Source organism: Aliivibrio salmonicida LFI1238 (assembly GCF_000196495.1).
GTDB lineage: Bacteria > Pseudomonadota > Gammaproteobacteria > Enterobacterales > Vibrionaceae > Aliivibrio > Aliivibrio salmonicida.
On sequence record NC_011312.1, the window covers coordinates 3129610 to 3155937 of the forward strand.

General features: G+C 38.6%; 25 protein-coding genes, 1 pseudogene and 1 riboswitch. Of the genes and pseudogenes, 9 read left to right on the forward strand and 17 right to left on the reverse strand.

Annotated elements, in window-relative coordinates:
- Positions 1–54: 54 nt before the first annotated feature.
- A complete protein-coding gene (locus VSAL_RS15175; protein ID WP_012551303.1) occupies positions 55–726 on the reverse strand; it encodes a Dph6-related ATP pyrophosphatase in 672 nt (223 codons plus the stop codon).
- A gap of 50 nt (positions 727–776) precedes the next feature.
- Positions 777–2633 (reverse strand): TonB-dependent receptor domain-containing protein, encoded by a 1857-nt coding sequence (locus tag VSAL_RS15180; protein WP_012551304.1) that lies wholly within the window; start codon positions 2631–2633, stop codon positions 777–779.
- Positions 2634–2679: 46 nt separating this feature from the next.
- A riboswitch (cobalamin riboswitch) is annotated at positions 2680–2909 on the reverse strand.
- A gap of 148 nt (positions 2910–3057) precedes the next feature.
- On the opposite strand from VSAL_RS15180, the gene trmA reads away from it, so the two are divergent.
- Positions 3058–4164, forward strand: coding sequence for a tRNA (uridine(54)-C5)-methyltransferase TrmA (gene trmA / locus VSAL_RS15185; protein WP_012551305.1), 1107 nt, complete (start codon positions 3058–3060; stop codon positions 4162–4164).
- 72 nt (positions 4165–4236) lie between these two features.
- Here the strand turns inward: trmA and VSAL_RS15190 are convergent, their stop codons facing one another.
- Together VSAL_RS15190 and fabR are read right to left on the reverse strand one after the other, a co-directional pair.
- Positions 4237–4611, reverse strand: coding sequence for a YijD family membrane protein (locus tag VSAL_RS15190; protein WP_012551306.1), 375 nt, complete (start codon positions 4609–4611; stop codon positions 4237–4239).
- 44 nt (positions 4612–4655) lie between these two features.
- Entirely contained in the window at positions 4656–5333 is a 678-nt protein-coding gene (gene fabR / locus VSAL_RS15195) for an HTH-type transcriptional repressor FabR (RefSeq protein WP_085941823.1), read from the reverse strand.
- 234 nt (positions 5334–5567) lie between these two features.
- Between fabR and sthA the strand changes: the two genes are divergently transcribed.
- Entirely contained in the window at positions 5568–6983 is a 1416-nt protein-coding gene (sthA, locus tag VSAL_RS15200) for a Si-specific NAD(P)(+) transhydrogenase (protein ID WP_012551308.1), read from the forward strand.
- Between the two features lie 88 nt (positions 6984–7071).
- On the opposite strand, the gene dinF is transcribed toward sthA, so the two are convergent.
- The 3 genes from dinF to lexA all read right to left on the reverse strand — a co-directional run bounded on the left by dinF (position 7072) and on the right by lexA (position 10012).
- Entirely contained in the window at positions 7072–8403 is a 1332-nt protein-coding gene (gene dinF / locus VSAL_RS15205) for an MATE family efflux transporter DinF (RefSeq protein ID WP_012551309.1), read from the reverse strand.
- A gap of 82 nt (positions 8404–8485) precedes the next feature.
- Positions 8486–9280 carry a class I SAM-dependent methyltransferase gene (locus VSAL_RS15210; RefSeq protein WP_044583506.1) on the reverse strand — a complete coding sequence of 265 codons (795 nt, stop codon included), beginning with the start codon at positions 9278–9280 and terminating at the stop codon, positions 8486–8488.
- 108 nt (positions 9281–9388) lie between these two features.
- Positions 9389–10012: a transcriptional repressor LexA gene (gene lexA / locus VSAL_RS15215; protein ID WP_012551311.1), complete on the reverse strand. Its 624-nt coding sequence runs from the start codon at positions 10010–10012 to the stop codon at positions 9389–9391.
- A 241-nt stretch (positions 10013–10253) separates the two neighbouring features.
- On the opposite strand from lexA, the gene plsB reads away from it, so the two are divergent.
- Complete coding sequence (gene plsB, locus VSAL_RS15220; protein WP_012551312.1) at positions 10254–12677, forward strand: glycerol-3-phosphate 1-O-acyltransferase PlsB; 2424 nt, start codon at positions 10254–10256, stop codon at positions 12675–12677.
- 90 nt (positions 12678–12767) lie between these two features.
- Here plsB and ubiA read toward each other — a convergent pair whose 3' ends face one another.
- Both ubiA and VSAL_RS15230 read right to left on the reverse strand, forming a co-directional pair.
- Positions 12768–13625 carry a 4-hydroxybenzoate octaprenyltransferase gene (gene ubiA, locus VSAL_RS15225; RefSeq protein WP_012551313.1) on the reverse strand — a complete coding sequence of 286 codons (858 nt, stop codon included), beginning with the start codon at positions 13623–13625 and terminating at the stop codon, positions 12768–12770.
- Positions 13622–14194: a chorismate--pyruvate lyase family protein gene (locus tag VSAL_RS15230; protein WP_012551314.1), complete on the reverse strand. Its 573-nt coding sequence runs from the start codon at positions 14192–14194 to the stop codon at positions 13622–13624. The genes ubiA and VSAL_RS15230 overlap by 4 nt, the downstream gene beginning before the upstream one ends.
- 121 nt (positions 14195–14315) lie before the next feature.
- On the opposite strand from VSAL_RS15230, the gene VSAL_RS15235 reads away from it, so the two are divergent.
- Positions 14316–14726 (forward strand): flagellar basal body-associated protein FliL, encoded by a 411-nt coding sequence (locus VSAL_RS15235; protein ID WP_012551315.1) that lies wholly within the window; start codon positions 14316–14318, stop codon positions 14724–14726.
- Between the two features lie 53 nt (positions 14727–14779).
- Here the strand turns inward: VSAL_RS15235 and glpG are convergent, their stop codons facing one another.
- From glpG to ftsY, 6 genes are all read right to left on the reverse strand, one after another.
- Entirely contained in the window at positions 14780–15619 is an 840-nt protein-coding gene (gene glpG / locus VSAL_RS15240) for a rhomboid family intramembrane serine protease GlpG (RefSeq protein WP_012551316.1), read from the reverse strand.
- 7 nt (positions 15620–15626) lie between these two features.
- Entirely contained in the window at positions 15627–15950 is a 324-nt protein-coding gene (glpE, locus tag VSAL_RS15245) for a thiosulfate sulfurtransferase GlpE (protein ID WP_012551317.1), read from the reverse strand.
- A gap of 428 nt (positions 15951–16378) precedes the next feature.
- Positions 16379–17239, reverse strand: a complete 861-nt coding sequence (gene rpoH, locus VSAL_RS15250; protein ID WP_012551318.1) for an RNA polymerase sigma factor RpoH — start codon at positions 17237–17239, stop codon at positions 16379–16381.
- 227 nt (positions 17240–17466) lie between these two features.
- A complete protein-coding gene (gene ftsX / locus VSAL_RS15255) occupies positions 17467–18420 on the reverse strand; it encodes a permease-like cell division protein FtsX (RefSeq protein ID WP_012551319.1) in 954 nt (317 codons plus the stop codon).
- Entirely contained in the window at positions 18413–19081 is a 669-nt protein-coding gene (ftsE, locus tag VSAL_RS15260) for a cell division ATP-binding protein FtsE (protein ID WP_012551320.1), read from the reverse strand. Before ftsE ends, ftsX begins: the two co-directional genes overlap by 8 nt.
- A 3-nt stretch (positions 19082–19084) precedes the next feature.
- A complete protein-coding gene (gene ftsY / locus VSAL_RS15265; RefSeq protein ID WP_012551321.1) occupies positions 19085–20317 on the reverse strand; it encodes a signal recognition particle-docking protein FtsY in 1233 nt (410 codons plus the stop codon).
- 70 nt (positions 20318–20387) lie between these two features.
- Between ftsY and rsmD the strand changes: the two genes are divergently transcribed.
- From rsmD to VSAL_RS15280, 3 genes and pseudogenes are all read left to right on the forward strand, one after another.
- Positions 20388–20996: a 16S rRNA (guanine(966)-N(2))-methyltransferase RsmD gene (gene rsmD, locus VSAL_RS15270; protein ID WP_012551322.1), complete on the forward strand. Its 609-nt coding sequence runs from the start codon at positions 20388–20390 to the stop codon at positions 20994–20996.
- Positions 20997–21269 carry a DUF1145 domain-containing protein gene (locus VSAL_RS15275; RefSeq protein WP_012551323.1) on the forward strand — a complete coding sequence of 91 codons (273 nt, stop codon included), beginning with the start codon at positions 20997–20999 and terminating at the stop codon, positions 21267–21269.
- A gap of 188 nt (positions 21270–21457) precedes the next feature.
- A pseudogene (locus VSAL_RS15280) lies at positions 21458–22020 on the forward strand (YhgN family NAAT transporter).
- A gap of 49 nt (positions 22021–22069) precedes the next feature.
- Here the strand turns inward: VSAL_RS15280 and VSAL_RS15285 are convergent.
- Positions 22070–22312 (reverse strand): YecH family metal-binding protein, encoded by a 243-nt coding sequence (locus VSAL_RS15285; RefSeq protein WP_012551324.1) that lies wholly within the window; start codon positions 22310–22312, stop codon positions 22070–22072.
- 871 nt (positions 22313–23183) lie between these two features.
- Entirely contained in the window at positions 23184–23549 is a 366-nt protein-coding gene (locus VSAL_RS15290) for a hypothetical protein (RefSeq protein ID WP_012551325.1), read from the reverse strand.
- A gap of 273 nt (positions 23550–23822) precedes the next feature.
- Here VSAL_RS15290 and VSAL_RS15295 point away from each other — a divergent pair, with 273 nt between their 5' ends.
- Positions 23823–24155, forward strand: a complete 333-nt coding sequence (locus VSAL_RS15295) for a DUF2500 domain-containing protein (protein ID WP_012551326.1) — start codon at positions 23823–23825, stop codon at positions 24153–24155.
- Positions 24156–24169: 14 nt separating this feature from the next.
- A complete protein-coding gene (recG, locus tag VSAL_RS15300; protein WP_012551327.1) occupies positions 24170–26251 on the forward strand; it encodes an ATP-dependent DNA helicase RecG in 2082 nt (693 codons plus the stop codon).
- Positions 26252–26328 lie beyond the last annotated feature (77 nt).

Genomic DNA, 26328 nt, shown 5'->3' on the forward strand with positions numbered 1-26328 from the left:
ACCACAAGCTCTTCAAATAACAAAAGGGATAGACATACAATCATACCGATTGGATTACAGTTGTAAAATAGAAGCTTGATAACGTAGATGCGTAAATCGCTCCCCTACCTCTATTCGTTTATCTGTTAGTTGAATAAAACCCACAAAACATGGTGCTTTAATAACGAGGGAATGAAACTCACCATTTTCCCCGCACACATCAACACTTCTAGGAAGCTCATTCAATAATTGATGATCATACAATCTCCCACAAAACTCATGACTCAATTGAGAGGAGTCAATGGTGACTAGAATCGTCTCAATACCACAATCAATAATTTCTTGCGCTAATTTACGGCTTGATTCACCAACAAGAGGGAAAACACACTCCCATCCCGCTTTCTCTATATAGCTTTTACGGTATTCAACAATACCATTACAAAACATGTCACCAAAAGCGACAGCATCAAATTCAACCCCACTCAGCTTTAATCCATCCACCACTAAACGTTGATATTCGTTATTAGCAGGAAACACCGTAGGTAATTCAATTGAAATTAGCGGTAATCTAACTAAATCAGCCTGCATTTGAACAACCGATAGTGGCGTCACTTGAAATGGAACTTCATTATCTACGTATGTTGTATAAAGTGCGACCACATCGAAGTTAGGATTTTTCAATAATCGAATAAGCGTTAACGTAGCATCTTTTCCTGATGACCAACTAACAATAACTTTCTTCTTCATATAAATCTCAGAAAAGAAAAACCGCCAATAAAGGCGGTTAATAATAATGCTTAAAATTGATAATCTAAGCTGACATAGTAAGAACGCTCTGCAGGTTTGTACCCTCCCGCGGTTTCATATTCTTCATCAAGCAAATTTTCCACTCGACCACGCACTGCTAATTCGGTAGTTACCCAATAAGCGCCCGCCAATGTCCATAAAGAATAAGGATCTAAATAATTCGTTGCTACACCAGGGGCAGAAGGAAGATCAGAACGTTTCCCCGTGTATATATAAGACAAGTTCATATCTAAATCACCGAAACTCACGTTACTAATCCATTTATAGTTTTGCTTCGCTCTTCGTGCTAACTGTTGTCCTTGTGTATCTTCGTGATCTTTATACTCAGCAATCACGGTATGAGACACAATACCAGTATCAAATAGCAATTCCAGTTCTGCACCTTTGATATCCGCATCTACATTAGCGCTATAACCCATGTAGTTTGGTGCGTCATAGTAAATAATCAAATTATCTACTTTGTTTTTATACAATGACAAATTAACACTTACCAATGCATATTCAGCCGCTAACCCAACATCAATATTATCTGATGTTTCTGGTTCTAAATCAGGTGCCGTTGATAAATCATAGAACGATGGGGCTTTAAATGCCGTATTATACGCACTACTGATACGATAAATTTCGTTAATCTGATAGCTTGCACCAACTCCCCAAGTTACATACTCATCGTATTTATCATGTTTATCATGTTTATCAAATCGAGTGTTCGCTTCTAAGGTTAACTTCTCTAGCTGATACTCGGTCCCTAAATACACACCCGTCGACATTCGACTCTCACCTTCATCGATAATGACTTGATGCGAAAAGTTAGTAATATCAGCTTTTACTTGTTCATTTGTCCAATCAATCCCTGCATTCACAAACCATGAATCCATTAACTTATATTGGTTTGTCCATTGCGCATTAAGTTGATCTATTTTTTGTTCTGAATCTAAAGACCCATTCTCAAGGTACTCTAACGTTTCATTATCTTGGTAACTGAAACTTAAATCAGATAACAACGCATCTTTTTTATAAGAGACTTTTGCTGAGTACGCCATAGATTCGGATTCAGACTGAGATTTTGTGTTTGTATAATGATTGTATTCAGAAGTGCTGTTGAACCAACGAATACCGGTGAATAAACTTAAGTTTGAGCTAAATTGATGTTCATAGTTCAGCATAAACTGGTTATTTTCAAAACCATGTTTGTCACCATCATTCAATCCCGGTTGCGGGTTTACGTTATACCCTTCCGTTTGAGTGAAGCCAGCAGCAATCTTTAAATGCCCTTTATCTCCAACATTAGTGTTAGCCGCAAAGTTTCCTTCTTTATACTTATTACTCCCTGCACCAATCGTTGCTGATTTTGACAAATCATTCGTAGCGGTGCGAGTAATAATATTAATTACACCACCTACCGCATCAGAACCATACATAACAGCGCCTGAGCCTCGAATAATTTCTATTCGCTCAATTTGATTAACCGGTATTTTATTAATATTCATTCCACTTTTAATGGAACTGTTCATTCTAAAACCGTCGATTAAAACAAGAACATGATCAGAGTTAGTCCCTCTCATGAATATAGATGCATTCTGACCAATGCCACCATTACTCGCGACCTCAATACCTGGTTGAAGTCTGAGAATATCTGTAATTGTTTTAGCTTGAATCTGAACAATATCTTCTTTTGTAACGACACTCATTGGTGCAATCACATCTTTAGCCGACTGCTCAAATCGATTGGCAGTAACCACCATCACTTCGTCTGTTTCAGATACTGAATCTTTTGCAAATGCAGGAGAGGTATAGGCGTGAGAAAGCAGCGACACTATTGCAGTCGCAAGGGCAGTTTTTTTCATTTCCGTGTTTTCCTAACATCGCGTTAAGTCCATATAGCAATACATCATGTATTGCTTATTGTTGGCAGGTCTTCGGACTTGAGAATAATGAACTTAGGCGGGAGTCACTTCCCATTATTTTTCCTATATCCTTATATACAGAAAAACAACCGTTTGGATGATGCCTATTACCTAGCTCTCTCTTACCGTTGCGCGTCAGCTCTGGATTCACACCAGATTCCCTTTTCAGGCTATTATTAAATTTAAAAATAGCGCACCAACATGGCCGAAATAGTAGTGGCGTACGCTATATTTGTCTAGGGTTATGTGTTTATTGTTACATAGTCGATCGAATTACTTTCGGCCAATCACACACAAATGCTGGACAACAGATCTCTATCGAATAAAATCGGCGCTCTTATTTTGAGCAGCGTGAGGCAAGACAATGACACAACCCGTCATGAACCCAGAAAATTATCAAGTACAGTTAGATGAGAAAACAGAAGCACTGTCTGCTATGTTTTCTGAATTTGACGTTCCAGAACTGGAAGTCTTTTCTTCTCCTGCTGAAAACTACCGTATGCGTGCAGAGTTTCGAATTTGGCACGAAGGTGACGATATGTATTACGTCATGTTCGATCAAAAAACAAAAGAAAAGTACCGTGTAGATTACTTCTTACCCGCCACTCGTCTTATTAACGACTTGATGCCACTACTTGCAGAAGCAATAAAAGGAAGTAAAACACTGCGTTATAAGATGTTCCAAGTGGATTTTTTATCAACATTAAGCGGTGAAATCTTAGTTTCGATGCTTTATCACCGTCAATTAGACGATGCTTGGAAAGAAGAAGCCGCAGTATTAAAACAACAATTAAACGAGAAAGGTTTTAACCTAAATCTTATCGGCCGTGCTCGTAAAATGAAAATCGTTTTAGACCAAGAATTTGTCATTGAAAAACTAAAAGTAAATGATGACATCCTGACTTATAAACAAGTAGAAAATAGTTTTACCCAACCAAACGGTGTTGTAGCTCAAAAAATGTTGGAATGGGCCGTTGATTGTACGCAAGACAGCCAAGGCGACTTATTGGAACTTTATTGTGGTAATGGTAATTTTTCATTAGCATTAGCAAAAAACTTTGATCGCGTATTAGCAACCGAACTTGCAAAGCCATCCGTAGAATCTGCTCAATATAATATTGCAGCCAATAATATAGACAATGTACAAATTGTTCGTATGTCGGCAGAAGACTTTACAGATGCAATGGAAGGAAAGCGTGAATTCCGACGTTTGAAAGATCAAAATGTAGATTTAAAAAGCTATAACTGCAATACCATCTTTGTCGATCCACCACGTTCTGGCATGGACGAAGGCACTTGTAAGATGGTACAAGGCTATGAGCGTATTATGTACATTTCTTGTAATCCTGACACTCTAAAAGAGAACCTTGCTATTTTAAGTAAAACACACAACATTACTCGTTTTGCTTTATTTGATCAGTTCCCATATACCCACCATATGGAAGCCGGCATATTCTTAGAGCGCAAATAAACACTCGATTTAATCAATTAAAAAAGGCTCATCACATTATGAGCCTTTTTTTTATTTTCGTTAAATTAAGATTTACAAATCTGTTGGTGCCTCTTTTTTCTTTAATACTCCAACTTTAATTCCAATCCAAAGTAATAGAGCCAAAGCAACTAAGATTGAAAAAAAGTTTGAACCCACTTCTGGGTATTGAGCTTTCACTAAAGCTGAATGACCAAACAGACCGACAAAGAAACAAGCCACAGCGATTAACGATGTATCATCGCCTTTAGGCTCACGTAGATATTCTTGATATAAACCTTGAGCCGCTAAAATTAACGCAATAATTGGAAAAATAGAGAACGTAACTTCTGTTACCGTAAATCCAACCCAAACGGCATTCAAACAAAGACCGGTCACCACAGATAGCGCTAATGTTTTACGTTCATTTCTACTATTTTCATGTGTCATGTTGTTTACCTCGTGTAGGCATTGATTCACGGTGAACAATGCATCTAAATCTTATTTTCTTTTCGATACCAATAAGCACCTTTTGATAGCATACGTAATTGGAAAATTAACCGTTTTGACAATTCATCTCTATGAGGCGTATCTAGGTCGAGCGCCTCCGCACCAGAACTGAATACTAAGGTAACTGACGCCTCAGCTTGAACTGACGCTTCTTCTCTAGCAACACCTGTCGTGGCAATCAAATATTCAGTAAGTTCCGCAACAAAATGTTGGATCTCACGAGCCACTGCTGCTCTAAAAGCAGATGAAGTTCCTGAACGTTCACGTAATAACAATCGAAATACGTTTGGACTACCTTCAATAAATTCCATGAAGGTTTCAACCGATGTTCGGATAACACTCCCTTCTACCACAATACGCTGACGAGCTTGACGCATTAACTGACGTAAAATAAGTCCACCTTCATCAACTAAAGTCAGCCCTAGCTCATCCATATCTTTAAAATGACGATAAAACGACGTAGGCGCGATACCAGCTTCTCTTGTTACTTCTCGTAAACTCAAGCTCATGAAACCTCGTTCGGCACATAGTAGGCAAAACGCGGCATCTATAATGGTTCTGCGTGTTCTTTCTTTTTGCTGAGCCCTTACACCTTTAGTGCTTACTGGCTGCTTTACTTCTAACACTGCATTAAGATCATCAGCTTCAAATTCAGGATACATATTATTTACCATATATTGCATAAGTTAATTGAGTGGGTATCACAAACTATTCGCTAGTCCACATTATCGATTTTTGGCTACCACTGTAAATACTGAAATCTATTATCACATGATTTACCGCAAACAACGTGATCGTCTCCACTCTATCTCACTCATTTGATTTACCAAATGAATGAAAAGGTTAAAATACTTTGCTAGCAATGTTGCGAGATTGATAATAATAAGGCGCTACTGATGACAAACTCGACCACTACACGCTCAACCCATTTTGATGCCATCGTAATTGGTAGTGGCCCAGGAGGAGAAGGTGCTGCAATGGGCCTAACCAAAGCCAACCTTAATGTCGCAATTATTGAGAGAGAGCCAAGTGTCGGTGGAGGTTGTACACACTGGGGGACTATCCCATCGAAAGCACTTCGTCATGCAGTAAGTCGTATTCTAGAATTTAATTCAAATCCGCTTTATTGTAAGAATAATACCAGTCTTCATTCTACTTTTTCTGATATTTTAGGCCATGCAAAAAGTGTCATCGATAAACAAACAAGAATGAGACAAGGCTTTTACGACCGTAATCAATGCTCTCTTATCTTTGGTGAAGCCAGTTTTGTAGAAAAAAATACGATTGCAGTGACAGCAAAAGATGGCTCAATTGAAACGTATACCGCTGATAAGTTTATTATTGCCACAGGATCTCGCCCTTACCGCCCCGCCGGTGTTAATTTCAATCATAGCCGTGTTTATGATAGTGACTCCATTCTTTCACTAAAACACGACCCTCGCCATATCATTATTTATGGTGCTGGTGTCATTGGCAGTGAATACGCGTCTATATTTAGAGGATTAGGCGTTAAGGTTGATTTAATAAACACTCGAGATCGTTTACTGTCATTTTTAGATAATGAAATGTCCGACGCTCTCTCTTATCATTTTTGGAATAGCGGTATTGTCATACGCAATGATGAAACCTTTAAAAAAATCGAAGCCACTGATGACGGCATTATTATGCATTTAGAATCTGGCAAAAAAATGAAAGCGGATTGTGTTTTACTTGCCAATGGTCGAACAGGAAATACAGACAAACTCAACCTCTCTTCTGTTGGACTTGAAGCCGATTCTCGAGGACAGTTAACAGTAAACGGTAATTACCAAACAGATGTCGATCATATTTATGCAGTTGGTGATGTCATCGGTTACCCAAGCCTTGCTAGTGCTGCTTATGACCAAGGCCGATTTACCGCTCAAGCCATCGTAAAAGGTAAATCAGAAGCCAAATTGATTGATCATATTCCTACTGGTATTTACACCATACCTGAGATTAGTTCAGTAGGAAAAACAGAACAAGAGCTAACAGCAGAGAAAGTGCCTTACGAAGTAGGGCGAGCTTCTTTCAAACACTTAGCAAGAGCCCAGATTGCAGGAATGGATATTGGTAGTTTGAAAATTCTATTCCATCGAGAAACAAAAGAAATTTTAGGTATCCACTGCTTTGGAGAGCGAGCGGCTGAAATCATTCATATCGGGCAAGCCATTATGGAACAAAAAGGCAACGCTAATACTATTGAGTATTTTGTCAATACTACATTTAACTACCCAACTATGGCTGAGGCCTATCGCGTAGCAGCTCTTAACGGCTTAAATCGACTTTTTTAAACACTCAAATATAATAAATACTAAAAAGGGTTAAGTGTTTACTTAACCCTTTTTTATTATTTTTAATCAATATGATAGAGTATTTGGCCTATGATAGGAAAACTCCTTTTTTCCATTGAACATAAAAAGTAATCGCAAGACTTATACCTCGCATCCCCATAAACGAGATAATTGCAGCCCATAACGCATGGTTACCATAAGGCGTCATTAGCCACCACACAACGAAAAACGTCAGCATCGCGATAAACATGGAATTTCTCATCTCAGACCCTTTGGTCGCACCAACAAAAATACCATCAAGTAAAAAACACCACATGGATATCAACGGCATAGCAATAAGCCAAGGTAAATAGATTAACGCCGTATTTTGCACTTCTGTGATTGAAGAAATCATCCCAATTAAACCAGCACCAAACACACCAAAAGCCACACTTAATAATAAGCTAATGGCAAAGCTCCAAAAGGTAATTCCAATCAATGATTCTGATAACTGAGTTTTGCTTTTTGCACCAATCGCTTTTCCCACCATGGCTTCCATAGCATAAGCAAAACCATCCATGCCATAAGATATCATCATCAAAAAACTCATCAATACCGCATTTGCTGCCACAATATCAACACCTAATGACGCCCCCTTAAATGTCATGAAAGTAAAGCACGCTTGAAGGCATAATGATCGTAAGAAAATATCTCGATTTAATTTAAATAAGCGTTTAAACCCAAGTAACAATTCAGACAGAGGCATCAAGAAACGAGGTAAATACAATGTTTCTTTTTGTTTAAAGACAAAAAATAAACCAAGTAACAAAGCGGCATAGTCGGCTAATACAGAAGCAAATGCCGCCCCTTCAACCTTCCAATTAAACCCAACAACAAATAATAAATCGAGAACGATATTGATGCTGTTTGTAATAATCACTAACCACATTGGATAACGAGCATTCTGAGTCCCGAGTAACCAGCCCATGATGACCAAATTACTCAATGCCGCTGGTGCACTCCAGATTCGAATAGAGAAATATTGCTCTGCATACATCTTCACTTCTGGAGTTGCATTGCTGAAAGAAAAAATAGCGTAGGAGAGAGGCTGATGAAAAATAAGCAGAATGAATGAAAAACATAAAGCTAGAAAAATACCCTGAGAAAAGGTTTGGCTTAATAATTTTTTATCTTCAGCACCATAGGCCTGAGCAGAAAGTCCTGTGGTTGCCATACGCAAAAAACCAAGTAACCAAAAAGTCACGCTGATCATCGTGCCGCCAACCGCAACCCCACCTAAATACCACGCCTGATCTAAATGCCCAATAACAGCAGCATCAACTAATCCAAGTAGTGGCGTTGTAATATTCGACAACACCATTGGAATAGCCAGAGCTAATACTCGTCGGTGTAATGTAAGGTTTTTTAAGACTTGCCACATAGATTTGTACTCAACAAAGAAAGTGACGGCATTATTACTTACTTCGACTCAATACAAAAATTTTTCAAATTTAAGCTTCGTTTTACCAATTCATATGCACAAGTAATGGAGTCACCCGGTGCTTAAACAGAGGAAATTTCGCTAACCAGCGCTGCCATAATTTCCAGCGAGAACAATTGTGTTCAAAAGGCGATTTAATTGAAATCGTGTCAATCCAAGGAAGCCAACCAGTAAAGTGAAGCTTAGGTTGATATAAACCATGTTGATAATCACCACAACCTAGTTTTTTCCCCATGCGGGTATGACACCTATCTGCCGCAATAACAATCGTTGCTTCAGCATGTTGAAATCGACGGCCTAATAATTGAATAAACTTAGCTAATTGAAGTTCATCACACTCTAACAACGCTTGCTCACAAACAATCATGACAGGCACATTACTCGGTACGGGCAAATCATGGATCCATGCATGTTCAATCGCAGAACCACAACGAACATAATAGCGCTCATTAGTATGAAAAAGCTTCTGTCGCCACAGTAAGTTTTCATTAATGTCTAACTCTAACCAATGACAAAGACCATTATCTAAACGATAAAAACGGGTATCTAAACCTGCGCCAACATTAACAACCCACCCCGAAGGATGACGTTTTAAAAATTGAGCAACTTGCTGATCGCATTGAACGGTCAATGTGGCATGCAATAGCTGTTTTTGATCAATGTCGCCAGAAAGGCATTCAGAAGAAAGGTGGCAATGTTGACATGCGGCCGCTGCGATAGGGTCATAGATAAGACCATTATCGATTAAGCTCTCTCTACTTCTCAACCACATAGGCTGTAAAAGATGGGAAGGTATTTTGTGGCCGAGATTTGTCATCTTCATCTTCATCTCCATTGATAAACAACAGAGATGATAATGACTATCATTACCAATTGTAAAGCACTATTTACTGCCTTACAGAAGATAATTAAGAGTGAAAATAAATTACATCCAAGTCGTACTACGGATCACCCCAACAGCAATACCTTCAATAGAAAGGTGTTGAGACGTAAGATCGACTTGAATTGGAGCAAACTCTTCGTTTTCAGCATGAAGAAATACCATTGAACCTTTACGCTCTAAACGCTTAACAGTAACATCATCATCAACACGAGCAACAACCACTTGACCATCATGAACGTCTTGCGTTTTATGTACCGCTAATAAGTCGCCATCCATAATTCCGATGTTTTTCATGCTCTCGCCATTTACGCGCAATAAAAAATCCGCTTGTGGCTTAAACATACTAGGATCAACTTGATAATGACTTTCTACGTGCTCTTGAGCAAGGATAGGCTCACCCGCCGCTACTTGACCGATAAGAGGAAGACCTAAATCTTCAGGCTCTACAGGATCTTGCAATAGGATACGAATACCACGAGAAGCACCTGGAATAATTTCGATCGCTTGCTTACGAGCTAATGCTTTTAAGTGTTCTTCTGCCGCGTTCGCAGAACGAAACCCTAATTCACGAGCAATCTCTGCACGTGTTGGTGGCATTCCAGTATCTTCAATTTTTGCTTTGATCAACTCAAAGACTTCTTGCTGTCTTGCCGTTAGTGGCTTCATGAATCACCTGTCTGTTTATACAGTGAACTGTGAGTATATACAGCTGTGCTATGCTTTGAAAGGCCTATTGATTAAAAATAAGCCTAATTTATTCATTTATATGTCATATAAGTCTGACTATTGCGGATATTCTGTTCATTTTGATTAAAAGGTTTGACCAGTTCTGCTATTCTTGCCAATAAAGTGTAAGCATCTATATATAACCGAGCATTCGGTACATAACTAAGGCGTTATTGTCATTATGTCTACAGGACAAACTATTTATCACTCTTTACTCAAGTTGCCGTTATCGGTCATGGTAAAGAGCACTCCTATTCCATCGAATCCAATTGAAGATCTCAATATCGATATTGAGCGCCCAATTATTTATGCACTGCCGTTTCGATCTCATGTCGATCTGCTCACATTACAAAAAAGTGCTAAAGAGTTAGGGCTACCAGATCCTCTTTCTCCAATTGAAATTGATGGTGTGTCTTACCCTCGTTATGTATTCACTTCGATCGGACCAAAGATGTTCGATACTGATGATGATTTACCACAAGAGTCTCTGGATTTATTTAAAATTGTTCTCAAGCACCATGCAGATAATCCTGATGCTGATTTTCAATTAATCCCGACGTCAATTCTTTGGGGAAGAAGACCTGGAAAAGAAGGCACAAGTAGGCCTCATTTAATGCCATTAAATGGGCCACAAAAGTTTGTGACTCTAATTAAAGCTGGTCGTGATTCAACGGTACGCATCAGTCCTGTCGTTTCGTTGCGCTACATGGCAGACAATCACGGTGCAGATGATGCAATAGCTCATAAACTGGCTCGTGTAGCAAAGATCCACTTCTCACGTCAGAAATTAGCGGCATCAGGACCAAACCTTCCGAATCGCCAAGCGTTATTCAATCGGTTATTAAAATCTCAAGCTATTGAGAAAGTGATTTTAGAAGAAGCGAGGATCCGTAACGTTGATGTAGAGAAAGTACGTAAAGAAGCCATGGGGATCATGGAAGAAATTGCAACGAACTTCTCTTATTCGCTGATCAAGAATGGCAATCGAATTCTTAAATGGCTATGGAACCGTCTATACCAAGGCTTAAACATCAACAACGCCGCGACCGTGCGTAAATTAGCACAAGAAGGCCATGAGATTGTTTATGTACCTTGTCACCGCAGCCACATGGATTACCTACTGCTTTCGTATGTTCTTTACCATGAGGGCTTAGTACCACCACATATTGCTGCTGGTATTAACTTAAACTTTTTCCCTGCAGGCCCTATATTCCGCCGTGGCGGTGCTTTCTTTATTCGTCGTAGCTTTAAAGGTAACCGACTTTACTCTACTATTTTTCGTGAATATTTAGCCGAGTTGTTTGCGAAAGGCTATTCCGTCGAATATTTCAGTGAAGGGGGTCGTTCTCGTACCGGTCGCCTATTGCAGGCCAAAACGGGCATGCTAGCCATGACAGTACAAGCGATGTTACGAGGCTTAAACCGCCCTGTAACCTTGGTGCCTGTGTATATTGGTTATGAACACGTAATGGAAGTAACGACTTACGCAAAAGAGTTACAAGGCAAACGTAAAGAAAAAGAAAACGCAGGACAAGTACTACGCACGCTTCGTAAACTGCGTAACTTTGGTCAAGGCTATGTAAACTTTGGCGAGCCGATTTCTTTAAACCATTACCTTAATGAACACGCACCTAATTGGTCTGAGTCCATCAACCCAATTGAACCACAAAAGCCAGAGTGGATGTCCCCTGTAGTTAATGGCATCGCAAATAAAATGATGACACACATTAATGACGCAGTCGCAGCCAATGCATTAACACTATGTGCGACCGCTTTACTTGCGGCTCGTCAGCGCGCTCTTAGTAAGGAAGATTTAACTGAGCAACTGGATTGCTACCTGCAGTTATTACGAAACATTCCTTATTCGAATACGGCAACAGTACCCACTCAAGATGCCGAAGCGCTATTAGAGCACGCGATTGCATTAGACAAATTTGTTATTGAAAAAGATACGCTAGGTGAGATTATTTCATTAGACCGAAATCAATCAATATTAATGACCTATTACCGCAATAACATTATTCATCTTTTTGCATTACCGTCTTTAATAGCAAAATTAGTTGTGCAATACCGTTCAATTTCTATCGATAACGTTCAGGCACAAATTCAACAGATTTATCCTTTCCTTAAAGCCGAATTATTTCTGCATTATGATGAGAGTGAATTAAACGATGTGGTGAGTCAGCATATCGACGAATTAGTTCGTCAAAAGCTGATCGAAAGAGAAAATGATGTTTTACAACTCAATGCCACCAATATTCTGAAAGTGCATTTACTTGCTCATACGATTTCAGAAACACTGCAACGTTACGCTATTGCATTAACACACTTACAAGCGTCTCCTAAGTTAGGTAAAAATGATTTAGAAGAGCAAAGTCAAATTATGGCGCAACGTTTAAGTCGTTTACATGGTATTAATGCCCCGGAATTTTTCGATAAAGGTGTGTTTGGTATTCTATTTAATACTTTAAAAGCAGAAGGGTATTTAAACAGTGATGGCGTTGCTGTTATAAGTAAAGTAGAGCCATTTTCTCGAGATATGTCTCGACTACTTAATCCTGAGATCAAGCTCACCATTCAAGCAGTCATGACAAAAGAAGACTAAATCAGCTATCTCTTAATATTAAGATAATAAAAAACCAGTACACGAAACGTACTGGTTTTTTTATGCGTCTAATTTAAAGTTTTGAAGTCATTAAATAAGTACGCTCGCACTTATGGCGACAAAAATAAAACCACCCACATAGTTATTATTTAAAAACGCTTCGAAACAAGCCTCTCTTTCACGTCCTTTAATTAACCATTGTTGATACACAAAACACCCTGCAGCGGCTAAGACACCCCAGTTATATAGGCTTGGAAGCGAAAGCTGTATACCTAATGCTATCAATAAAGTAAGTACGGTCAGTTGCAGTAGGCCTATCATGAGCTTATCGAAACGTCCAAATAGAATCGCGGTCGATTTGATACCGATATTGAGGTCATCATCTCTATCTACCATTGCATATTGGGTATCATAAGCAATTGTCCATACCGCATTAATCACAAACAACAACCACGCCTCAGGCGGAACTTGATTTGATTCTGCCGCATAAGCCATCGGGATTGCCCAACTAAACGCCAATCCCAGTACAAATTGCGGTAAATACGTGATGCGTTTCATAAACGGGTAAGCGATCGCTAACAAAACCCCAATACTCGATAACATAATCGTTAATGTATTCATGGTTAGAACCAGAATAAATGAACACGTAACCAATACAGAAAAAAGAATAAGTGCTTCTTTAGAAGAAACTAATCCAGAAGGCAATGGGCGATTAGCCGTCCGCTTTACATGACCATCCACTTTACGATCAGCAAAATCATTAATGACACACCCTGCCGAACGCATAAATACAACACCGAGTATAAATACAATCAGTACGTGCCAATCTGGAATTCCATCAGCCGCCAAAAATAAAGCCCACAATGTTGGCCATAACAATAACAACGAGCCAATCGGACGATTCATTCTCGTTAATTGCCAAAACGCCTTCGCTTTTGACAGAGTCATTCTTCACTTCCCTTTGAATTGTTTTTTTCTAAATAATAATTATCCGAATAAATAGATGCGTTAGGTAAAAATAATTCCGCCACCAACATTGGCTTTCCATTCATCCACAAACGAGAACGACGAGCAAACAACTCCCCCTTCTCGGTTAAAATTTTTGCCACTTGTAATTGATCTCTAAAAACGTCTTGAGCACTAAAAACAGTAATGCCTAACGGTACATGACCTTGTTTCGTTAAATCGTGGGGCTGATCTTGTAAAGAAGATAACGGTATTAATGTTCTCCCGTAAATCCAATCGACAGCATCACCTCGTAAAACAACTTTACGTCTTAGGCACACTCCATCGCCAATAAGGGCAATTTCATCTGCTCTTAAAGCGCTGGAATCAACATGTGTATTATCCAATACCGATACAGACAACACTTGGCAATGTTGTTCTAAACGGCGTGACAACGAATCTAAGCCTAACAGCCAATACTGTTGCCATTCATTGCTACACGCAAACGTATCGGCGTCTTGCCACTGCACTTTTTTAAGCACAGAAGCACACCAAGAATTGATCTCTGACATATTCTCTATAACATCTCTCACATATATCAATAATATTGAGAGATTACGGTTAATTTTTTCTCACAACGGCCGACTATTGTAACAAGTAATAAAATAAATTGACGGATGAATGGATTAGAAAATGACAAAGAAATCATTATTTGCAGGACTACTGCTAATTATTAGCCAACTTTTTGCTCCTGCTGTTTTAGCAGCAGACGAAACGACACCTAAAATGGGTTACTTCACCTTAGCACCCGATCTAACCACTAATTTTGTTACTACAGGGAAAAAGCTCGGATACATACAAGTTCGCATCGACATTATGGTTGCCGATAATCGTGAAGTTCCACTTCTAGAGCATCATAATCCACAAATCCGTAATGTATTAGTTGAAGTCTTTGGACAACAACCTGAGAACCGAATTAAATCATTGGCTGGTCGTGAAGAAATCAGAAAAGAATGCTTAACGGCAATTAATGAACTGCTGCTTGCTGAGACAGGAAAAACATTAGCTGTGGATTTATTGTTTACTAAATATATCTACCAATAAAGAAAAAAATAGGGCAAGAGATAATCTTCTTGCTCTATTTTTATTTCGTTTTATTACGCTTTTTTAAACTTGAATTGACTGTCAATTGCTGCAAAAGCACAACCGGTTATCAATCCCACTAAATGTGCAGTATTCGCAATCGCCATAAAAGGCTGAACATACCCAAGAATGATCCATATCAGCATAAACCCTACGATAGGTTTAGACACTGAGATACCTCTTTCAGGAGCCAACCAACCAATAAACCACGAATAGCCTAATAACGCATACACAACACCAGATAGACCACCAAAGTTAGCACCATCTATCCAAAACTGTCCAAGTCCTGAAAATAAAGCAGAAAACAAGAACAATTGAACCAGTTTTGTTCGACCTAAACGTAATTCAATGTCTCCACCAAGCTGCCACCACCACAATAAATTAAAAATAATGTGAGTAGCTGAAAAGTGAAGTAACGCATGAGAGAACCAACGCCATATCTCAATGCTTTGCCCTTGGTTTTCAGGGAAGTGCAATAATTGAAAGACTGAATTATTCCAACCAAATTGCTGCAAAGCAAAAATAACAATACAGCTCACCATGATGAATAACGTAAACACACCGGCTTTGGCTTTTACCATCTTCATAATATTGGGTGAAGAATAAGAAAATTTAGCAGTACGAGTATCCGCCATATCCCATGATGCTGATTGATATTTTGTCGCATTAGGATCTTTTAAAAACGCTTGTAGTTCCGATTCAACTTCCAATAGATAAGTATCATCAGACACTACCCATAACGCAAACTGGCCTTCCCCTTCTGGCATCATACGAAGATCAATATGACGTGAAGCCATATAATCAATAAAGGCCTGACCAGCTCTTGGATTTGATAACGCGATCAATCGATGCATAAATTCTCTACTTTTCTACGGGCAAGCCTGCTTTATTCCAGCCTTCAAAACCACCATCAACACTATAAACTTCTTCATAGCCTTGGTTAATTAAATATTGTGCCGCACCTTGGCTGCTGTGTCCGTGATAACACATCACTAAAACAGGTTGTTCAAATTCCACTTCATTCATTAGCGTCACGATCGTGTCATTAGTCAAATGAAACGCACCATCAACATGGCCTCGCCCAAAAGATTGTGGATCCCTAATATCAACCATTCTTGCATTATGATCTTTTTGATTTAGCTTTTCTTGTGCATCCGTTACTGAGATATGTTGAAACTGTTCCATATTGAGCCTTTATTATTTATTTAGCACTATTGTACTCTCGATTAACCACAAGAAAAACACAGAGACAGTAAGGGTTAAGCAAAGTTATACACAAAGTTATTATCCACATTGATTATCACACCAAAAATAACTGTTCTTTTTTTAACCGCCTGTGGAAAAACCTGTGAATTACGTTGATAAAGTGGTTTTGTAAAAATTGATCCACAACATGTAGTAAAAATCCTTCTTAAAGTGTGGATAAGTTAATACCCTCCTTACCGACTGATTCATCTAGCTTCATCAATAAATTGTTAAGATCTACACAGGTAATCTTCTAGTTACACACAAGATTTAAAAACACCTTATGATCCTAATCACAATATTTTAACCAATAAAAAAGGCTGAACCCTTTCGGATTCAGCCTTCTGTGTATAATGATAATGCGGTAGTTAGAATATATCTCCTACAGCATCTTTTAATTTTTTCATCGCGTTCTTTTCAAGCTGACGAATTCGCTCAGCAGACACAGAGTAAGTGTTAGCTAACTCTTGCAACGTCGTCTTCTCATCAGTTAACCAACGAGATTGAACAATATGTTGACTGCGGTCATCTAACGTTGCTATCGCATTAGCCAAACGATTATTGGTGTAATCTTCCCAATTATCTTCTTCTAATGAATGAGCAATATCTGACTGCTTATCTTCTAAGTAATAAACAGGAGCGGTAAACGCCATATCACGGTCGTCATCTTCGGTTGGAGCTTCAAACGTTGAATCTTGAGCTGCAAGACGGGATTCCATCTCTCTAACTTCAGAAGGCGATACACCTAAGTCTTTAGCAACGGCTTCAACTTCGCCATTATTAAACCAACCAAGACGTTTTTTATTCTTTCTAAGATTGAAGAACAGTTTACGCTGCGCTTTGGTTGTTGCTACTTTCACGATACGCCAGTTTCTTAATACGTATTCATGAATTTCAGCTTTAATCCAATGCACTGCAAATGAAACCAAACGAACACCCACTTCAGGGTTAAATCGTTTTACTGCTTTCATCAAACCAACATTACCTTCTTGGATAAGATCCGCCAAAGGTAAGCCATAACCAGAATATCCACGAGCGACATGAACAACGAAGCGTAGATGAGATAAAATCAGCTCTTTTGCCGCCTCTATTTCTTCTTTGTAGTGTAGACGTTCAGCAAGATCGCGTTCTTTCTCAACCGTTAACATCGGGTAACGATTAACAGAACGTAGATAGCTATCGATGCTATCTTGAGAAACGACAGCCATTGAATACATCTCTTTCGACATTCAAATCCCCATTTATATCTAGATTTAACTTCAACTTAACCTTGCAATAATGTACTTAAAATAAACAGACTGCAAGGGAAAGGCGGAAAATTATCCACACTTTATGGACTAATTTCTGTTAACTAAGTTCAGTTTTTCATAAACAAAAAAGAAAAAATCCGCTAATTCAGATAATTAACGGCTTTTTAAGAAATGGATCACAACAGATAAAAACAGTACTTAAATCCTTATACTGGCTCTATCTCTTTCAAATGACGTAACACCGAGATTCTTGCCGCCAATAAACCTAAAAAGGAAGACAGCATCAGTAATAATAAACTTTCATCCCATGTTAACCCGATCAAGCGGAACACGCTGTCATAAAGTACAGCAACATTATCGACCGCACCATTCAGAGTCACGGTAATAATGGCCGTTAAGAACCAAGCAATAAAACCACCGAGTAAACCAAACCACATCCCAGTGTATAAATAAGGACGTAATATAAAGGTATTTGTTGCTCCCACTAACTTCATCACCTGGATTTCATCTTTTTGTTCCAACACATTAAACCGCAATGTATTACCAACAATAAGGAAGACAGCAATAAACATTAAAACAGCTAACGTTGTCGCTACAACGACAGCAACATGCTTAATGGCATCTAAACGCATTAACCAGTCATCATCCAAGCGAACTTCGTTGACATAAGACTGCTGTTTTAGACGACTCACTAACTGATTCACTTTCTCTGTCGTTTGCCATTCCGTTTTAGGTGAAACAATCAATACTGCGGGCAAAGGATTACTATCAAGTAATGTTAAGGCTTGTTCAAAGCCAGAATGCTCACTGAGTTCTTTTAACCCTTCTTGTGGAGAAATGTATTGAATCGCTTCAACCTCTTCCCACCCATCCAATTCTGTTTTTAATTCTAACACTTTTGATTCAGCTACGTTTTGTTGTAAATACAAGCTCACTTGCGAAGGTGCTTGCCATTTTGAAGCAACAATCGTTAAGTTTTTACCCACCAAATACATCGTTGAAGGCAGAGTTAGCGACATAGCAATAACAGCAAGTGTTAATAAGTTACCTAGTGGGCGACGTAATAATTCTTGAAAAGAAAGTCTTGCCTGTTTTTTATGAGAAGCCCAAAATCCATCATTCGATGCGCCTTGAGTATTTTTTGCTTTACGCTTAGCCATGTTCAGCTACCTCACGTAGACACCCTTGGTGAAGATCAAAACGACGGTATTTATTACCACCAATTAATGACAAATCATGCGATGCCATTAATACACTCACACCCACACGATTAAACTCAGCAAATAAGTTAAACACTTGGCGAGATAATTGAGGATCAAGGTTACCCGTTGGTTCATCCGCTAATAACAACATCGGCTTATTAACGACAGCCCGAGCGATACCTACTCGTTGTTGCTCACCACCTGATAACTGCATCGGATAGCTCTTTGCTTTATCTAATAAGCCCGTTTTGTCTAATGCTGCAGATACACGACGTTTAATGTCATTCTCTCTCACTGATTCAACACGCATAGGTAATGCAACATTATCAAAAACAGTGCGATTCATTAATAATTTATGATCTTGAAATACAATGCCAATATTACGACGTAAAAAGGGAATGTCTTGATTAGAGATCTTCGTAATATCATGCCCATTAAATAAAATCTTACCGTCACTTGGACGTTCAATCGCACAGATCAATTTCAGCAAGGTACTTTTACCTGCGCCGGAATGACCACTTAAAAAAGCCATTTCGCCTCTATTAAGGTGAAAATTTACTTTTTGTAATGCTGGGCGACCACCTCGATAGGCTTTTGAAACTTGCTGAAATCGAATCACATGTTATTCCTCACGACTAAATAGCGCATCAATGAAATCTTGCGCCACAAACGGACGTAAATCATCAATGCCTTCACCAACACCAATATAACGGATTGGGATTTGAAATTGATCGGCAATAGAGAAGATTACGCCACCTTTTGCAGTACCATCTAATTTTGTTAATGTAATTCCCGTAACCGGTGCAACATCGCTAAATAGTTTGGCTTGGCTAATGGCGTTTTGACCAGTACCCGCATCAAGCGTTAGCATCACTTCATGAGGCGCTGATGGATCTATCTTCTGCATTACACGTACAATTTTACGCAATTCTTCCATCAAGTTACTCTTATTTTGGAGACGACCTGCAGTATCTGCAATCACAACGTCTACTTTTCGAGCTTTTGCGGCTTCAATAGCATCATAAATAACCGAGGCGCTGTCGGCACCAGTGTGCTGCGCAATAACAGGGACATCATTACGTTGACCCCATACTTGAAGTTGTTCAACCGCCGCTGCACGGAATGTATCGCCCGCCGCTAAAATGACGGACTTACCATCATTTTGAAATTGTTTAGCTAACTTACCAATTGTCGTCGTTTTACCTACCCCATTAACACCAACCATTAAGATTACATGAGGGCTGTTTTTTTCATCGATGACTAAAGGTTGCTCCACTTTAACTAAAATCTCAGCCATTTCTTCTTTTAGCAGGCCATATAAAGCTTCACCATCTTTCAAATCACGTTTACTTGCCTTTTCCGTTAAGCTATTAATAATTTTAACAGTGGTATCCATCCCCACATCAGCAATCAATAATTGCTCTTCTAATTCTTCAAATAGATCTTCATCTATTTTTTTACCGCTGAATAAACCAAAAAATCCCGCACCAATGTTTTCTTTTGTGCGTTGTAAACTGCGCTTTAATCGAGCAAAAAAACTTTCTGTTGGCTTTTCTTGTACTTCTTCAATATTAGACGTCGCAATTTCTTCAACGACTACAGCCTCAACAACCAGCTCTTCTTCTTTATTTTCTTCAAGTGTAGAGTCAATTACCTCCAATTGCTGTGGTTCATCCACTTCAATGGAAGTCGTAACCTCTTCATTCTCTTTGAGCTGTTCAATTTGAACATCTTCAATTACACTCTCATCAGTGCTTTCTTCTACTGATTGTTGCTCTACTGTTGGTTGTTCGGCTTTTTCTTCATCACCAAAACCTAACCAAGACAATAATCCGCGTTTCTTTTTGCCTGTCATTGAGAAATCCTAGAATTAAATTGGTACCATTTTCTCGTATACTATCACTTTCTTAGCGGTCAAAAAATCTATGCTTAAACGTAAACAACATTCATCTCGCACTTCTAACACAAATAGAGCCTCTGGAAGTATCCGAATCATCAGCGGACGCTGGCGTGGACGTAAACTTCCAGTGCATGATGCAGAAGGATTAAGACCCACAACTGATCGCATAAAAGAAACCGTATTTAATTGGTTAGCCCTTGATATTCCTCGTTCTCGTTGTTTGGATCTATTTTCTGGTAGCGGTGGTTTAGGATTTGAAGCGGCCTCTCGTGGAGCTGAACACGTTGTGATGCTTGAATTAAACAAACAAGCTCATACCCAATTAAAACAAAATGCAGAAAGCCTAAAAGCCGATAATATAGAACTTCATCATATCGATGCATTAGCGTATTTAAACCAAACTCCCACGCCATTCCCATTTGATGTGGTCTTTATTGATCCTCCTTTTAGAAAAGACCTACTAGAAGAAACATTAACTAAATTAGAACAAAATGGTTGGCTTACTAAAAACGCAATGATTTACATTGAAGCGGAAAAAGAACTAAGCTCATTGCCAACGCCTGCTCATTGGCGATTGCATAGAGATAAAACCGCAGGACAAGTTACATTTAAACTATATGAAAGAGAGGAATAGATGAAAGGACTGATCATTCTTGCCAAAGCAGCCATAGGGTTTGTTTGGCTAATTTTATTATTAAATATTTTTATGCCTTTCCCAGGAAAAGCAGCCATTGCCCTCTATATCATGACCGCCTTCTTATTCATGATGCATGGCTTACAGATGCTTATCTTTATTGGCGCATTCGGCGATAAGATCACCATGAGCCGATGGGAAAAATGGTCCATTCTGATTTTTGGTGTCTTTGCATTACTCGATATAAGAACAAAACACATGATGGAAAAATAACCCTCATCAAACGATAGTATTAAGGAGCATTTATTGTTCCTTTTTTTATGCCTATCAGTCATTCGTTCTGCCACTTTTCAATTCGCTATGTATGTTATGATCTCATCTTATTCTTACGTTTCTAATTTCGGTACTCATTTATGGACACATTCTCCGCAGCAGTCATGCTTTTTTTGATCATGGATCCAATGGGTAATTTACCTGTATTTACCTCTATCCTTAAACACGTAGAGAAAAAGCGAAGACGCATTATTTTAATTAGAGAACTGCTGATTGCTCTGTCTATTATGATGGATTTTCTTTTTATGGGAGAGCAAATACTAAACTTCTTAAGTTTAAAAAAGAAGCCGTGTCTATTTCAGGCGCCATCATTCTCTTTTTAATCGGTTTGAAAATGATTTTCCCACCAGAAGGGGGATTAGGGGCGAGTTTAGGGGCCGGTGACGAACCTTTAATTGTGCCTCTCGCAATACCTATGATTGCAGGGCCTTCTATCTTGGCCACATTATTATTATTGGCTCACCAAGAACCTAATCGCATGGCTGATTGGAGTTTAGCACTATTAGGTGCTTGGGCTGCAACCACCGTCATTTTAATGTTCTCTGATTTATTCCAACGAGTTGTAGGAGAAAAAGGACTCGCTGCAATAGAGCGCTTAATGGGTATGTTACTGTTAATGATTTCAGTTCAAATGTTCCTAGATGGCATCATGAGTTACTTTAAATATGCAACAACAACCATCGGCATGTAGTTTTGTGCAATTATAAAAAAGGTCGCTTACTAGCGATCTTTTTTTGTATTTAATGATTACACATGCGATCAGGGTCTGCGATTAAGCCATCATTGGTTTCTATCACTTTCTTCTTAGATAATAAAAAATTCAGTAATTCATTTAACGTCAACTCTTGCTGACTGCATGTATGAAAACAAACGTCAGAACCGAACTCAGTAATAACCATCAATTCTAACTCAGCACGAGGTAAAGGAACCTCAGAGTTCAGTAGAATGTTTAATACACTGTGTCCATGGATATCTTGCTTCATTGTGCTTCCTAATAAAATATAAGGTCTTATCGTCAGCATAACAAAGATCATCGTCTATACTTTTGTTGTAGATCTAAACTTACCGTTTTTAATCTCTATCAGTAGTATTGCAAACTCAATGAAAACGTAAAAATAGGCATTATTTACTGCTTCCTATCTGCACGCCCTTATTATGCTAAAAAAATTCCCACCCAAGACATAAAAATACATTCAAAACCATAAGAAAACGAATTTAAACCAATAAAAAACAACAACTTAAAAATAAAAAATTAAATTTAAGTATAGAAAAAACCCGAAATACACTTAATGAAAACAAGATCTTTAGACTGATTTTAGTGTTAGAAGTAAGCAACTAGGCAAATGATCAATGATTTACAGTAATAAACTGGAAAAATAAAAAGAGAAAGATAACTATCACTATAAATGAGCACGCTAAGCTCCAAAACAAGACGCTAAATAAGTGATTAATTATCAAACGAGTAAAAATAGCATTTAGTCTATATTTATCAGCAGCTTATATCAACTTAACACAAAAACAACATAATAAACCGATATATAAACAGACAAAAGAGAACCTTAAAACAGTGATAAAAGCACACTTTTGTCATAGAAAAGTTATTTTTTCAAGCTTTAGAGCACTCAGGGGTTGATCAAAGTACGAAAATGATGCTATTCTATTTGTCAAGCAATGATAGAAGACATTAAAGGAGCATAATAATGATTACTTCATCGCAAAAACAAGGACTTATGATGATAGCCGTAGTTGTTGGACTAATGACTCTGCCAATGATGTACTAATATACATTCAAATAAGTTTATATAAAAAAACGGACGCATTTGCGTCCGTTTTTTTATACCAGAAAAGAAGATATTAGAATAGATTCTTAATATTATCCCAGTGAATCAAATAGATACCAACTGAAATTAACGTAGAAAACAACACAATAAAGAAAACTAGTTTCCAAAGAAAGCGGCTCGCTCTAGGTGTCAAAATATCAATTGATTCTTGGCTAGCACTCTTAAAACCTGCTTTATCCTCTAATTTATACCCATCTTCATGCACCACTTTATTTCTTATCGTAGCTATAAAGCGTAATTTTTTAATTACATCGTGTGGTAACCGCTCTTCACAACTACTGATCAGTTGATGTAAGCCTTTACCTTCAGCGTGATAATGCATTTTTAATAACGATTCTATTTTCCTGCTTTGTTTTACCACAAGATCAATATCCGACATTTCACTCTCCTAGCGACTCACTTTATTCTTTCTACTGTACTCGAATTGAAAATCAAACACACAGATAACCTTTATTTTTATACTTATAAAAACGCTTTTCTTATTTTTAATCTTCGAGTCAGATCTCAAATTCTAATTTGTCACATTATTAATAAACAAATAATAGAAGAAATAAATAGAAAACCCCCACACTCTCGACAAATAGTCATTATCTCCTCTTTATAGAAACGGTAGAATAAAGCGTATTTATCACTCGTAAGTTTAAGGACAACCATGCCAGTTATTTATATCGTTACGCTATTTATTTTCATCCTCATCGCTGCGGTATTATTTAAGCGCTTTCAAAGTAAATACATGCTTGGCGAAAATGCCCCTGAGATGAAAACAGAAGTGACTATTCTTGATAAACAGATCATTGAGATTACCGATGCCCAACCTGGAGAAGAAGGACAAGAGTTTTGGATTTATGTACAGAAAGGAAATTTTGGCCCCAAAAGAGAATTTGAAGTAGGCATTCATTTTTTTAATGCTCTAAACCCTGGCGATAAAGGTATAATGACTTATCAAGGACGTAAGTTTCATCACTTTGCGTTAAAGCGAGACTAATTTCAGGGACACATATGACCAACCAATTACTTTCAGCCACCCCATTAACCTCTCTGGCTGGTGTCGGCGCGAAAGTAGCCGAAAAGCTGGCTAAAATTGGTTTGGTTACTATCCAAGATTTACTTTTTCACCTGCCTCTACGCTATGAAGATCGAACCAAAGTCTACCCAATAGCACGTGTTCATGCCGGCTTATTTGCCGCAGTACAAGGCAATGTCATGTCTTGTGATCTTCAATTTGGCAAAAGAAAAATGCTGTTAGTAAAAATCAGTGATGGCAACGGAACGATTACATTGCGCTTTTTCAATTTTAATGCGGGAATGAAAAACCATTTTAGTGAAGGTAAATTAGTCCATGCTTACGGAGAGATAAAACGAGGTGGTGTAGGTTTAGAAATTGTTCATCCTGATTATCAATTTCATACACCCTCTAAACCTTTAGACATTGAAGCAACATTAACCCCCGTTTACCCTGCGACTGATGGTCTTCGCCAAAACACACTCCGCAGCCTTACCGATCAAGCACTTGTACTCTTAGACAAAGCCGCGGTCACCGAATTGTTACCACAAGGGTTATACAATAATCAAATAACGCTAAATCAAGCGTTGCATATTATTCATCGCCCTGATCCTTCAATTAACTTAGAAGCGTTTGATCAAGGAAAGCATCCAGCACAACAACGATTGATTATTGAAGAATTATTAGCACAGAACCTATCTATGCTATCGGTACGCAGTAAAGGCCAGCAAGAAAATGCGTTACCACTAACAACAAGAAGTAATCTAAAGCAAAAATTATTAGCACAGCTCCCCTTCACCCCAACAAATACACAACAGCGAGTCGTGGCTGAAATAGAACACGATTTAGCAAAACCACACCCAATGATGCGCTTAGTTCAAGGGGATGTTGGCTCAGGTAAAACCCTTGTCTCTGCATTAGCCGCAGTACAAGCCATAGAACATGGTTACCAGGTTGCATTAATGGCCCCTACAGAGCTGTTAGCAGAACAACACGCCATTAACTTTACCAAGTGGTTTGAGAGCATGGGTATCCCTGTTGGGTGGCTAGCAGGAAAGCTAACGGGAAAAGCGAAAGAAAAAGAATTAACCCGTATTGCTAGCGGTGAAGCAAAAATGATAGTGGGCACTCACGCACTTTTCCAACAACATGTTCAATTTCACCATCTCGCGTTGGTGATTATCGATGAACAACATCGTTTTGGTGTTGACCAACGTCTAGAGCTACGAGAAAAGGGGCTAAAAAATGGGGCTTATCCACATCAATTAATCATGACAGCAACGCCAATACCTCGAACCTTGGCAATGACAGCGTATGCTGATCTTGAAACCTCTGTAATTGATGAATTACCGCCGGGAAGAACACCAATTCAAACGGTCGCGGTTCCTGATACCCGCCGAAGCGAGATCGTGGATAAAGTAAAAACAGCCTGTCTTGAAGATGGACGTCAAGCCTACTGGGTATGTACGTTAATCGATGATTCAGAAGTACTAGAGGCACAAGCTGCATCAGACACAGCAGAATCACTTCGCTTACAACTACCAGAACTTAATATTGGTTTAGTTCATGGCAGAATGAAATCGCAAGAAAAACAGCGCATCATGCAAGAATTCAAAGAAGGTAAGCTACATTTGTTAGTAGCCACTACCGTTATTGAAGTCGGTGTCGATGTACCAAATTCAAGCTTAATGATCATAGAGAACCCAGAAAGATTAGGTCTTGCTCAATTACATCAATTACGAGGCCGTGTTGGTCGAGGAACAGTAGCAAGTCACTGCGTTCTGCTTTATCACGCCCCATTATCTAAAACGGCACAAAAGCGATTAAGTGTGCTACGCGAAAGTAATGATGGCTTTGTCATCGCACAACGAGATTTAGAAATTCGTGGGCCCGGTGAGTTATTAGGAACAAAACAAACAGGATTAGCGGATTTTAAAATTGCCGATTTAGTTCGAGATCAACACTTAATCCCTGAAGTCCAACGCATTGCACGTTATATTCATGACAGTTACCCAAGTAATGCAAAAGCCATTATTCAGCGCTGGCTTGGCGAACGAGATATTTACTCAAACGCTTAAGCTTAATTAATCTCATAATAATGCCATAGACACAAAAAAGGTGAGTACATACTCACCTTTACAACATCAGCGTTCTG